Annotated in this window: 13 protein-coding genes; 4 read left to right on the forward strand and 9 right to left on the reverse strand. The window is 40.3% G+C overall.

What is annotated here, in order from left to right; all coding sequences use genetic code 11:
• The gene (locus AC0VYC_RS10025) at positions 1 to 672 is read right to left on the reverse strand and encodes a ribonuclease H family protein (RefSeq protein ID WP_017367474.1); all 672 of its coding nucleotides are present in this window, start codon (positions 670 to 672) and stop codon (positions 1 to 3) included.
• A gap of 94 nt (positions 673 to 766) precedes the next feature.
• Here AC0VYC_RS10025 and AC0VYC_RS10030 point away from each other — a divergent pair, with 94 nt between their 5' ends.
• The 3 genes from AC0VYC_RS10030 to AC0VYC_RS10040 are packed head-to-tail and all read left to right on the forward strand — an operon-like array spanning position 767 to position 2,022.
• Positions 767 to 1,456 (forward strand): queuosine precursor transporter, encoded by a 690-nt coding sequence (locus AC0VYC_RS10030; RefSeq protein WP_007500834.1) that lies wholly within the window; start codon positions 767 to 769, stop codon positions 1,454 to 1,456.
• 1 nt (position 1,457) lies between these two features.
• A complete protein-coding gene (locus tag AC0VYC_RS10035) occupies positions 1,458 to 1,853 on the forward strand; it encodes a reverse transcriptase-like protein (RefSeq protein ID WP_017359712.1) in 396 nt (131 codons plus the stop codon).
• Positions 1,854 to 1,896: 43 nt separating this feature from the next.
• The gene (locus AC0VYC_RS10040) at positions 1,897 to 2,022 is read left to right on the forward strand and encodes a hypothetical protein (protein ID WP_008346357.1); all 126 of its coding nucleotides are present in this window, start codon (positions 1,897 to 1,899) and stop codon (positions 2,020 to 2,022) included.
• A 38-nt stretch (positions 2,023 to 2,060) separates the two neighbouring features.
• Here AC0VYC_RS10040 and AC0VYC_RS10045 read toward each other — a convergent pair whose 3' ends face one another.
• The 6 genes from AC0VYC_RS10045 to AC0VYC_RS10070 all read right to left on the reverse strand — a co-directional run bounded on the left by AC0VYC_RS10045 (position 2,061) and on the right by AC0VYC_RS10070 (position 9,031).
• Positions 2,061 to 2,948 carry a 5'-3' exonuclease gene (locus tag AC0VYC_RS10045; protein ID WP_475388380.1) on the reverse strand — a complete coding sequence of 296 codons (888 nt, stop codon included), beginning with the start codon at positions 2,946 to 2,948 and terminating at the stop codon, positions 2,061 to 2,063.
• A 274-nt stretch (positions 2,949 to 3,222) separates the two neighbouring features.
• Positions 3,223 to 3,486 carry a YpbS family protein gene (locus tag AC0VYC_RS10050; protein WP_008346351.1) on the reverse strand — a complete coding sequence of 88 codons (264 nt, stop codon included), beginning with the start codon at positions 3,484 to 3,486 and terminating at the stop codon, positions 3,223 to 3,225.
• Positions 3,487 to 3,527: 41 nt separating this feature from the next.
• The gene (gene dynA / locus AC0VYC_RS10055) at positions 3,528 to 7,121 is read right to left on the reverse strand and encodes a dynamin GTPase (RefSeq protein ID WP_475388382.1); all 3,594 of its coding nucleotides are present in this window, start codon (positions 7,119 to 7,121) and stop codon (positions 3,528 to 3,530) included.
• A gap of 131 nt (positions 7,122 to 7,252) precedes the next feature.
• Entirely contained in the window at positions 7,253 to 7,360 is a 108-nt protein-coding gene (gene fbpC, locus AC0VYC_RS10060; RefSeq protein ID WP_306172627.1) for a Fur-regulated basic protein FbpC, read from the reverse strand.
• Between the two features lie 64 nt (positions 7,361 to 7,424).
• Positions 7,425 to 7,934 (reverse strand): isoprenylcysteine carboxyl methyltransferase family protein, encoded by a 510-nt coding sequence (locus AC0VYC_RS10065; protein WP_017367476.1) that lies wholly within the window; start codon positions 7,932 to 7,934, stop codon positions 7,425 to 7,427.
• The gene (locus tag AC0VYC_RS10070; protein ID WP_135009185.1) at positions 7,934 to 9,031 is read right to left on the reverse strand and encodes a type III polyketide synthase; all 1,098 of its coding nucleotides are present in this window, start codon (positions 9,029 to 9,031) and stop codon (positions 7,934 to 7,936) included. The genes AC0VYC_RS10065 and AC0VYC_RS10070 overlap by 1 nt, the downstream gene beginning before the upstream one ends.
• Positions 9,032 to 9,846: 815 nt before the next feature.
• On the opposite strand from AC0VYC_RS10070, the gene AC0VYC_RS10075 reads away from it, so the two are divergent.
• Complete coding sequence (locus AC0VYC_RS10075) at positions 9,847 to 10,701, forward strand: polysaccharide deacetylase family protein (protein ID WP_138278662.1); 855 nt, start codon at positions 9,847 to 9,849, stop codon at positions 10,699 to 10,701.
• A 64-nt stretch (positions 10,702 to 10,765) separates the two neighbouring features.
• On the opposite strand, the gene pbuX is transcribed toward AC0VYC_RS10075, so the two are convergent.
• Together pbuX and xpt are read right to left on the reverse strand one after the other, a co-directional pair.
• Positions 10,766 to 12,085, reverse strand: a complete 1,320-nt coding sequence (gene pbuX / locus AC0VYC_RS10080) for a xanthine permease PbuX (RefSeq protein ID WP_073414661.1) — start codon at positions 12,083 to 12,085, stop codon at positions 10,766 to 10,768.
• Entirely contained in the window at positions 12,082 to 12,666 is a 585-nt protein-coding gene (gene xpt, locus AC0VYC_RS10085; protein WP_008346333.1) for a xanthine phosphoribosyltransferase, read from the reverse strand. The genes pbuX and xpt overlap by 4 nt, the downstream gene beginning before the upstream one ends.
• Between the last annotated feature and the right edge of the window lie 5 nt (positions 12,667 to 12,671).

Consider the following 12,671-nt stretch of genomic DNA (forward strand, 5'->3'; position numbering starts at 1 on the left):
TTATTCAGCTCCGTCTGCTTCTAATTTCAACTTACTTTCGATAGGGACGTCTGCAAGTATCTGTCTGGCAAGCTGATCTGCTTCTGCATTTTGTTTACGATCGATGACTTCATATGTTGGCGTGAGCTTCAGCTCTTTGATCGCAGCCTCAATTCGGTCGAGCCATTTGTTATGTATATCATCATAACAAGGCCATTCCCCTTTGAGCTGATTCATCACAACAAGAGAATCTCCTCTAATCGTAACAGAGTTTCTGCTGGCTCCCAGTTCTTTTAAAGCTTTTACCGCTTCAAATAAAGCCGCATACTCTGCCTCATTGTTCGTGGTGCTCTGAAAAGGCTGATTCTTCCTTAATCGGTATGCATCCTGTCCGAGCTGATAATACACGACAATTCCAAGCCCAGCATCACCTGTTTCTTTGCGAAAACTCGCATCAAAATAGACCTGAAGCTGATCGGGTTCAAGCCTAAGTTCTTCGTTTAGCTTTTCAAGTTCTTTCATCGACCACATCGCACCCTTTTCATCTTCAAATGATAGAAGTGACTGCGGTTCTTTTTTGTCTATATGTTTTGCTAAAAGCAAGGCCTCTTTGAGCTCCATCCAATCTTCTTGGAAAAAAGCAATGGACCCAATCGATTTCACTTTCATTGTATAGTGCGCTCTTAGTTTCATTGATCACATCGCCTTCCCGTGCTTTTAAGGTAAACGTTCGTTATGCTATAATCAAAAAGTTACATTTTACATTTAGAAAGGAAGTTCATGTCACTTGTTTAATGAAGGTATTTGGATCTTATTTGCGATCATTAATTTTATCATTGTTCTTCTATTTTATAAAGGATTTGGCAAGATGGGGCTTTTCGTCTGGATTGGTTTTGCAACAGTTGCTGCCAATTTACAAGTGGTCAAAACCGTTGAATTATTTGGCTTAACAGCAACACTTGGCAACATTTTATATGGCAGTGTGTTCTTTGCAACGGACGTCCTAAATGAAAAATATGGACAAACCGAAGCGAAAAAAGCTGTCTGGATTGGCTTTGCCACCCTTTTAACATTAACTGTTGTCATGCAGGAGGCTTTGCTTTTCCATCCCGCTCCATCTGACATTTCCCAATCATCATTAGAAACGATATTTGGCTTTATGCCAAGGGTCGCTCTTGGTAGTCTTGCTGCTTATATCATCAGTCAAATGTTAGATGTTTATGTATATTCGTTTATTCGCCGGATATTTCCTTCAGATGGTGCGCTCTGGCTGCGAAATGCGGGGAGTACAATGATTAGCCAGCTACTTGATACACTCGTTTTCACAACCATTGCCTTTCTTGGGACCTACCCATTCCATATATGGATCGAAATTTTCATTACGACTTATGTGATTAAATTTATCGTCGCTGCCATTGGCACACCTTATGCCTATGCGGCGAAAAAAATGGTTCCGATTGATGAAAGGGGGAAATAAATTGCCAGCTGAAATATATATTGACGGTGCTAGTGCCGGAAACCCAGGTCCATCTGGCATCGGCATATTCTTGAAATATGACGGAAAAGCTGAGTCTTTCTCCATTCCTCTTGGCATCATGAGCAATCATGAAGCAGAGTTTTCCGCGCTCATTGAAGGCATGAAAATTTGCGTAGAAAAAGGATTACGGACCGTGTCATTCCGCACTGATTCACAAGTAGTGGATCGTGCAGCCAATGCAGGATTTGCTAAAAATCCATCTTTTCGTCATTTTATCGAAGAAATGCTGCAGCTTCAAAGCGAATTTGATTTATTTTTCATTAAGTGGATTCCGAGCAAGGAAAATCAAGTGGCTGATCAGCTCGCTAGAAAAGCGATTCACCTTTCAAAAGGATGAATCGCTTTTCTTTTGGTTATGCTAATGTGTGAGGTGATACGAATTGGATAAAGAGAACAGAGGCCGTGTGACAAACGGAACGACTCCTCAAGGTGATGCGCAGACAAAAGATAAACAGCCAATATCGCAATTAGAAAATAAGGCGAAAAAAAGCAACACAAAGGGCTAAAATGAACTTGATTTTAGCCCTTTCTTTTTTTTCTAACCTTAACTGATTCCTAATTGACTTAAGCGGTTAACCATTGGTTCGATCCCTTTAATTTGATGCAAGCGAAGCATTGTCGCTGCCCGCTCTGGGTCCATTTTTATTTTTGTTTCGTCAATCGGACAGCTGAGTGGTACATCACATTTAATTTCTGCCAGTATACGAGAAAGCTTCAAATCTTCTAATCCTGCTTGCATTTTCTTTTGCTGAGCTGACGTTAATGCATGAACATTTTCTAACAGTCGATCAATCGTTTGATACGTTTGAATAAATTTCAATGCTGTTTTTTCGCCGATTCCTTTTACACCAGGGTAATTATCGCTAGCATCACCCATCAGCGCTTTCATATCAATCAGCGCCTTTGGAGATATGCCCATTTCCTCTTCAAAAAGGGCTTTTGTATAATGCTTATAATTCCCGATGCCTTTTTGCATTAAAGCCACGGTCACTTGTTCATTCAAGATCTGCAGCAAATCTTTATCTCCTGTTAAGACGGTCACATGTGCTTCGTTTTGATAGATTGATGCAAGCGTTCCAATACAATCATCTGCTTCAAAACCTTTCACACCAATGTTCATGATCCCCAGTTCTTCTGTCGCCTCTTTTGCTAAATCAAACTGTGGGATAAGCTCAACAGGCGCCTCGCCTCGATTGGCTTTATAATCTTGAAACAATTCGTTCCGGTATGTCTGGCTCCCCATATCCCAGCAGCATACGATATGAGTCGGCTCAAATGTTTGGACAGCTGTTAACAAATGCTTCAAATAACCATTCACTCCATTTGTCGGCACACCACGATCATTTATCATAAAATTGCGATGGACAGCCGTCGCATAAAACGACCTAAAAAGAAGTGCCATGCCATCTACAAGTAAGACGTGTTTATTCATTCATCTAAACTCCCTTTTTATAAACAATACTCCTATTCTATCATAGAACATCGAAACGAACATAAAAAAGGCGCCTTCTTCTTTTGATAAAGAAGAGGCAGCCCGATTACTTTTTACCATATTGCATTTTTTTCGTTTCCGCTTCTGCGTAGGATGGCATGCCTTTTTCCTTCGGCATGCGCTCCTCCTGCTGCTTTACGTTTTGCTTTTTTGCCATGAACATTCCCCTTTCTGGTTCATTTGTTAAGATGACCAAAAATGAGAAAGTTACTCTTTACTTCTGTTTACGCTGGGTGTATTCCTCCACCATCTCAATCGTGACATGTTTACGAAGCGGAACAATTCCGCCTCGAGCAAGCTCATTCATTTTAGACGTAATGGCATTGATCTCATCTGTTGAAAATGGTTCATTGTGTTCACATTTTTTCACAGCCGATTCAATCGCCTGCTCTCTTTTTTGTTCAAGTGCAAGAAAAGATTGGATATGGGCATGTTGTTTCTGTGAATGTGCAGAAATTTCTTCGTGTACGCTCGTCATCGTCTATCAACTGCTTTCTTTTTTATATAGTCTATCATGAATCATATCGTTTTCAACTGGTTCTTCCATTCATTTGTTTGTTCATAAACTTGTTCAATGATCGCCTGTTTTTCAGCATCTGTTGTAAGGCTCGTCATAAATGTCTGTTTTTGCTCATTGAGCTGTTGGAGAGCATCTTGTTCGTACCTTTCCGTATAGGTCTTCACTAGCTTTTCATATCTGCTCAGCAACTCTTCTTTTTCGTTATCTGCCCAACGTGTTGTCATTTGATGTAGAACATCTCGAATGGCTTCAATAAACGTAGCCTTTTCATTTTGTTCAAAGAAGGCTTTCGCTGATTTTTGTTTCTTTAAAAGCGGCTCAAATGGTGTAATCTCTGCTTCAACTTCAATTTGTTTTAGCTCAGCATTTTTCTCCTCAGGGGCTGACAGGCTAAGAGAAAAGTAAGGATCTTCCGCACATGCAGCCTGCATCCCTTTTTCCCACTCCTCCTGGAAATAATGGTGGATAAACGATTCCATTCGGATATCAAGTGCCTTGAGCTCCTGCACAAATTCAAATTCATACTCCTTTAACGCTTTCTCAAGTGCCATTTTTAACTGCTGACCAAAATTCCCTTGAGATATGCCAGGATAAAAAGCCGACTTTAATAGATCATTCGCAAATAATGAAAGCCGCTGTACAATATGATAGAGCTGTTCATGCACGTCTTTTTTTACGCTTTCAGTCACAAGTTTAGACCGTTTCACATCTTGCATTTTTTCGAGAATGGCTTCATAGGATGTCTTGATGTTTTTCTTTTCAGCTTCTTTCTCATCTTCTGATTGATGCAAGGTCGCACGTAGTCTATCGACCGTTGTACATAATGTATTAGCTTCAAAATGCAAAAGTTCAATGGCATCTTTCGTTAATTCTTCCTCAATAAAATAGTCGAGCTGTTTTCTCAGTGTTGCATATTGATTATAAGATGTCGGCTCTTTCCCTTCGATCTCTTCCTTACTAGACACATGATGCAGGTTTGGATTGCGGATACCTTCTTTTGTGAGCTCGCTTCGTACATAGTCAAATACGGTTTCAAGCTCTGCTTGATCCTTAGCCAAATCAGCTGCATTGATGATAAAGAACATTTTATCCATGCTAAAGGAATCTTTTACGAGTCCAAGCTTCCGTAAAAATGAGCGATCAGCTTTTGAGAAAGAATGCTGATAATACGTTAAATAAAGAAGGGCGTCTGCATCCTTCATATACTGGAAGGCGATTTCTGTATGACGCTTATTCATACTGCTAGCACCTGGTGTATCGACAATCGTCAGCCCTTTATCTGTCAGAGGTGTACTTAAATACACCGTCACTTCCTTCACCACACAAGAAACAGATTCTTCCGCTACATAAGGCTTTAATTCTTGAAGTGTGACATGTAAATTGGTTTGGTTGTCAATGTCATCATGAAACTTGGCATAGGCTTGTAGAAAATGTTCTACAATGATTCGGTGATCCTGTTCGAGCTGCCGTTTTTTCAGCACTCTTTCCAGCTTTGCCTTAAACGAATCTCCTTTTTCTGTTGTGATCGAAAATCCAAGAATCTGATCGAGTTCCTCTAGAATGTCCTGCTTCGTTTTAAACACCACTTTAACACTTTCATGAGGATGATCTTCCGTAGGTCGTGTCAGTTTGTTAATTGTCGCAGTTGTTGGCGTAGGAGATGATGGTAACACCTTCCGTCCAACAAGCGCATTGGCAAAAGAAGATTTTCCAGAACTAAAAGCGCCAAATAATGCGAGTGTAAATTCTTTTGCCTGCAGCCGTTCTGTTCGTTTTTCAAAGGAATCTCTTTGAGACTTTAGAATATCTAAAGGCGATAAAATGCGGGAAAGCTCTTTAAATTGTGCAATTGATTGTGCTGTTGTTAAATGCTGCGATTGGCGGTATTGATTGCGCTCTGTCCGTTCAGCAGCTTGATCGCTCTCTTCAACATGAATTGATGCGCGATTCTTCTCCAGCTGGTCGTGCTGCATCCATTGCTTTTTCGCAGAAAACCAGTCGCCTGGGATATGCTCATCCGTTCCGTTTTGCCAAATATCCCATAAATGCTGAATATCCTGTCTTATTTGTTCATTTTTTTCGTTATACCCCTCAAGGCTCTGAAGCTCTTGTTTCGCTTGCTCCCATTTTTCCTCTTGCTTCTCCTGTTCATTCTTGAGCTGGTCTTTCAAGGTTTCAATCATCTGTTCAATCAATTGAAGCGCTTGCTGTTTCGCCTGTCTTTTCAATGCTTCACCAGCATCTTTCGCATATTGAAGAACATATTCGTTAGAAAAAGTTGCCCCTTGGTGAATGACCTTTTCAAGCAAGGATTCTTCAATAGGTGTCTCAAATGCCATGGCTTTGTCTAATAACGCTTCCCCAAGCTGATGCTGTTTTATTTCTTTTTTGAGGAGCTCGGCAATGTGCCAGTCAACTTCCGCTTTCATTCTCTTTTTTACATCTGCTAAGAAATCATTTGCCCGCTTTTCCTTTTCCTGCTCGGTTTTATTTTTGGCAAAAAGTAAACCCACTTTAAAGCCAGGTGCTTTCGATTCGATATAGTCACTTGCAAGCTCTCGCATCTTAAATGGCGTGAGGTTTGCATTTTTTAAGATGTTCTCTACTTCAGAAGACACTTCATCTTCTACCTGCTTTGCACCATTTTCAATAAATCGGCGTTTCTCTTCTAGTTCTTGCACTTCATTCCTTTTTTCTTGAAGCTGCTTATCAAGGTCCTCTTCATGCAGTTCTTCTTTTAACGAGTCTATATGTTCTTTTAAAACATGTTCGATTTTCTGCTCTGTATAGGCTCGAAGTGATGCTTTAGGCATGGTTTGTAATTCTTGTAGTTTCTTCACTAAACGGATCATTTCGTTTTTTGGGTGTGCCTCATCCGTCACGGAAGTAAAATATAGATGTTCTTCTTCAATGCCTTCTTTTAAAAGCATCTCAACGACTTGTTTTTTGTAGTTTTCAAAAGTTGTCTCTTGTTCATCATGCCGATCCACTTGATTGACGATGAAATAAAGATTGGGCACTTTCTCTTTAATCGAGCGAATGAAGCGAATGTTTTCTTCAGAATGGACATGGTTATAATGAACGACATAAAAAAGAGCATCCGCTTGATGAAGAATAGAAGCAGCGGATAAAAAGTGCGCATGATCCGTTGAATCAATTCCCGGTGTATCAATGAGTGCCACTTTTTCTTCAAGTCCACTATAATCACCGCTAATTTCCACCATCTCAATTTGTTCCCCATCTTTACAAAAACGCTGCACCGCTTCTTTATCATAAGAACCGCTCATTTTTGCAAAACGTCCATCAGACGTATGGAGCTGAACTTCACTGACCCCTTTCCTGACAACAACCAAGTTTGCACTCGTTGGAATTGGGCTTGTGGGCAGGATGTGATCATGAAGAAGATGATTCACTAGTGATGACTTACCAGCAGAATAGTGGCCGGTAAATGCGATATATACTTCTTCTTCAGCTTCCTTTTTCATAATAGATGCAAGTTTGGCTGCGCGCTCGTGATCATCCCTTTTCAGAAGGCTTTGATACAAAGCACCTGTAGTTTGAACGAGCGAATCTCGAATAGACAAGTCTTTCATGACGATAAACCCCTTTGTTTTTAGAAAAGTCAGTTATGTATGTGTACCATTTTACACAAAATAAAGAGATTTTTCTTCTCATCTGAGGAAATAAAAAAATCTGCTACCCGATCAGTCACAATGGACTGCAATCAGGAAGCAGATTTTTTTGAAACACCTTTTAATACGAAGCCAATCAATAAGCTATATACACAGACCGTACCGAGTAAGAAAATCATTGTCATGTGATCACCGTCCATCCTTCATGATTGAGAATGTTTATCATTAATGAAAGTGTAGCACAATTGATAATGATTTTCAATATTAATTTAATAAATACTGATTCAGTGCTTTTTCCTCTGTTTGTATTCTGACCATCATCATCCATCCATTTAAACACGTAAACAAAATGGCAGTAATAAATGCGTTAAATAGCAGCGGAATGAACATCAGTTCAATCGCCACCACCACATAGTTAGGATGCTTTAACCAGCGATACGGCCCCTTTTTCACAATCATCGCATTTGGAACGACTAAGATTTTTGTATTCCAATACGTCCCAAGTGAACATAGTGCCCAGTACCGAATCACCTGGGTCGCAAGCAGAAACACAAGCAGCAATAGAAAAAAACGAGACGGTTGACGATGCAGCAGCCATGTCTCTCCAATAAGCGAGAGGAAAAAAGCTGCATGCATAGCGACCATATAAGGATAATGGCTTGCACCAAATTCAATTGCTCCAATCGCCTTCACCTTCTTTTCATTTCTTTTCGCCACAAGCATTTCAATGAGACGCTGACAAATGAAAATGCCAATCACTATCCAGAAAATCATCACGAGAGCCCCTCCCATTTCATGAGCAATAATTCTGACGAAAAGCCTGGACCAAGTGCTCCGCAAAGCCCCACCTGTCCTGCATCTAGTGACTGATGTTCAAGAAAATGCTTCATGACATATAAAACGGTGGCAGAAGACATGTTTCCATGCTGTTTCAGAACCTCTTTTGAAGAAAATAGCTGATGCTCTTGTAAAGATAGGCTTTCAAGATAGGCATCAATCACTTTTTTTCCTCCAGGGTGAGCAAGAAATACGGATACATCCTCTGTTGAAAACCCTAGCTGATGTAAAAATTGATCCACTTGCTCTTTTAACCACCCAGAAATGATGGATGGAATGTCACGTGAGAAGATGACCCGAAATCCGTCGGCGGTAAAATCCCATCCCATCACATCCTCAGAATCTTTCATGGTCACTGACTGCGTGCCAAGCACTTTAGGTACTGTTTTTAACCGCGTATACTTAGAGGCAGCCTTTTCTCCAGTTAGAAGAACGGCCGCAGTCCCATCACCGAACAGCGAGGTTCCAATTAAATTGCTTTTTGATTGATCTTGCGGCTGAAAAGTGAGGCTGCAAAGCTCGCAGGCAACAACGAGCACTTTCGCTTCTGGATACGCCCTGATGTATTCATAAGCTCGAGATAAGCCTGCCGCCCCGCCCCCGCATCCTAACCCCCAAATTGGCACTCGTTTCGTATAAGGAGAAAATGGAAGAACATTCATCAGCTTTGCATCAAGACTTGGTGTTGATAACCCTGTACTAGAGATGAAAAACAAAGCATCAATCTCATCAAAAGGAACTGGCTTTGTAAGAAACGCTGTTTCATGCAGACAGTGAAAAACGGCTTCTTTCGCATGAGCCAATGCTTTTTCGATATAGAGATTATTTTTCTCTTCAAAAGAGTGATGTTCTTGATACCAATCAATAGGCTGTACAAACTGCCTGCTCTCTATTTCGCCATTATTAAAAGCTTTTAATAGCCGATCAATATCTTTAAACGATCGTTTAAATTGAGACCTTGCAAATTGAGCAGCTGCTTGCTGATCCACATGATGTTTTGGCAGACTTGTTCCAACTGAAAGAATGTATGCCATCGGCTTCACCTCTTTTTTCGGTTAATATCCCCAATCAAAAAAAGGATATACATGCCAAAACGACACAATTCAGTCAAAATATTTTCCTCCGTCTAACTTTTTGTCTTGACGACAATTGATAAATATTGGATAATATAGGTGAAAACATGATGTAGTTTTCCTCCTTCACAGGTTCGTTCCAAGCCAAGCGAACCTGCTTTTTTTATGCAATTTTAATAGAATTAGTTAACATAGCTTTATGCAAAAAAACACCTCTCAAATGAGAAGTGCAGACCGTAGACAAACCCCACCTTTACTTCAAGTAAAAGTGCTGTATGAAAGGAATAAGCAAATGACTTTTCACGTACACCTTTTACATAGTAGCCAATCTCTGATTCAGTTGTACTGACTTTGCTTTTTTTGTTTCTTCTTTATTTTGTAGGGGAGGACTTTTCTCTATGTATTTCGCGTTTGATAGCCTCTATCTCCAATATCCACATGAGCATCCTTTTTTCACTGAAATCGTCATTTTACAACACTTTCATACGGAATCTCCTTTCACTTCGCATTAATGGTTAAATCTGTTGCTATCTTAGCGTATAAATACCAACTTTTCGATCACTATTCAGAATTATTTCATTTAAACATGAATGGATCACCTTTTTTTCTGATCAACACAAATAAATAACCATAAAATGCTAATTTATTTGATAACTATATATAAAAAGGTGTTTTTTTCCTGTATACTTAATCAATATGAACACCATGAAAAATAGTGAATAAAGACAGAATCTACTACATGTCGGCACAAAATTTAATTGACTGGAGTGATTGTCATGAAAAAGGTGTCCAAAAAACAGACACCCTACAACACGATATTTCTCTCGAAGATAATTGGTTTAGTGCTTCTTACACTGTTTCTCGTTTTTATCTGGGATATGTCTAAACCCCATTTGCAGGCGACAAATGGGCAAGCAAAAATTGTTACTAGCAGTGACTTCCGAGACACAAGTATCAGTCTGAAAGCAAAAGATCATTCTACAAGAACATTGGATCAACAATTTAAGACCAATCCAAACCAACAGGCAACGAATAAAACGGTCTTTTTAACATTTGATGATGGCCCTTCTGCTACATCAAATCAGCTGTTAAATGTCTTAAAAGCACATCAAGTGAAGGCGACATTCTTCATGCTTGGACCACAAATCCAAGCTCACCAAGCAGCGGTGAAAAGACTTTATCAAGAAGGACATCAATTAGGGCTTCATGGCATGACGCATGATATAAACCGCTTTTATCAGAACAGTGAGTCTCCCGCAAATGAAATGAGAGAAGCTCAGCTCATTCTTGCTTCTGTTACAGGCGTTTACACCCGTCTTGTGAGAACACCTTATGGCAGTGTTCCAAATTTAACATATGATCAAAAAGTACGTTTAAACCAAAATGGCTTTATTTACTGGGATTGGACGATTGATAGCCTTGACTGGAGATATAAAAACTCACAATATGTTCAAGAGGTATTGAATCAACTGCAAATGTTTGAGAAAAATAAACCATGGGAACCAAAAGTTATTTTAATGCATGATCAACCCTCTACCACGAACTATTTAGATAGCCTTATTACACAACTAAAAGCAAGGGGCTATACTTTTGCAGTCATTAACGAAACAATGCCGCCGGTACAACATTAATAGCGCTAATCACAACAAGCCCGTATCCAAAGGATGCGGGCTTTCACCTCTCCAAGAGAAGTGTTTACATAACAGATTGCTTAGGTTCTTCCATTAGCTCCTGCTCTGTTTCTTTTTTAAAAGGAATCATGTGATAAATAATATGAAGCAAGATAGCGGTAAAGCTTCCGGCGACAATTCCGTTACTTGTTAACAATTTAATCGATTCTGGCAAATGATCAAACATTTGCGGTACCACCGTTACTCCGAGCCCGATGCCAACTGAGCATGCGACAATGAGTAAGTTTTCCTGTTTTGCAAAATCGACGCGTGAGAGCATTTTAATCCCGTACGCAATGACCATGCCAAACATGGCGACCATTGCACCGCCTAGAACGGATTTAGGAATAATCGTTGTAAATGCCGCGATTTTAGGAAAAAGGCCAAATACCATTAATAATACACCTGTCACCACAATGACCTGATTTTTCTTCACACCTGTTAATTGGATCAATCCAACGTTTTGGGAGTAGGCTGTGTATGGAAAAGCGTTGAAGATACCGCCTAATAAGACGGCAATTCCCTCTGCACGATATCCTTTTGCTAAATCCTTCTCTTTTAATGAACGATTCGTTAAATCTCCGAGCGCAAAGTATACACCCGTTGATTCGACTAATGACACAATGGCAACTAATGTCATTGTCATGATTGGTGCAAATTCAAAAGTAGGCAACCCAAAGTAAAAAGGCTCAATGATGCGGAAAACTTGTGCATTCGCCACTTCTGCCGTCTCCACCTTCCCTAAGAAAGCAGCAACTGCTGTCCCAAGTAGAATGCCGATTAAGATGGCAATGGCTTTCATGAATCCCTTTGTAAATCGATAGAGAAGGACAATAATAAACAACACTAGAAAAGCAAGTCCAAGATTCTCAAAAGAACCATAGTCTGCACTTCCTTCACCACCTGCCATATTGTTCATGGCTACCGGAATTAAGGTAATTCCAATGATCGTGACGACGGAACCTGTGACAACGGGCGGGAAGAATTTCACAAGCTTCCCAAAGAAAAATGAAAGAGCAATGACAATACACCCTGCGGCGATAATACTTCCATATATAGATGAAATTCCATATTTAGAGCCAATCGCAATCATAGGAGAGACCGCAGTAAATGTACAGCCTAGTACAACAGGCAAACCGATGCCAAAAAAGCGGTTTTTCCATACTTGAAGCAGTGTGGCGGCACCGCACATGAAAATATCTGCCGAAATTAAGTACGTCAGCTGGGCTGGCGTGAGCCCAAGCGCATCTCCAACAATGAGCGGGACAAGAACCGCACCTGCATACATCGCCAGTACATGCTGTATCCCTAGCGAAAGGGTTTTGGCTTTTTTAGTGGCACTCATGATTGTACCTCGCGTACAAACGTGACTTTTCCTTCCTCAAGCGATTCGATACGTGCGAGTGACTCGACTCTATAGCCCATTTGCACAAGCTCTTTTCTTCCAGGCTGGAATGATTTCTCGATAACAATTCCAAAACCAGCTACTTTTGCTTTCGCTTGCTTTGCGATTGCAGCTAGTCCCTTAGCGGCTTCTCCATTTGCTAAAAAGTCGTCGATGATTAACACACAATCATCCTCACTAAGGTGCGTGTTAGAGACAGCGATCGTACTTTCTACTTTTTTGGTAAAAGAATACACACTTGCTGTCAAAAGGTTATCCGTTAAAGTCAGTGATTGCCGCTTTCGGGCAAAAACAACTGGCACATGAAGGGCAAGTCCAGCCATGACAGCAGGTGCAATACCAGAAGATTCGATTGTGATAATTTTAGTAATTCCATCATGCTTAAATAATCTAGCAAACTCTTGACCGATCTCATGCATTAACACAGGATCAATTTGATGATTTAAAAAAGCATCTACCTTTAGCACTTGATTTGACAGAACGATTCCTTCGTTCTCGATCTTTTGACGTAACAATTCCATCATTC

It is taken from the genome of Bacillus sp. iso_77 (assembly GCF_056173625.1).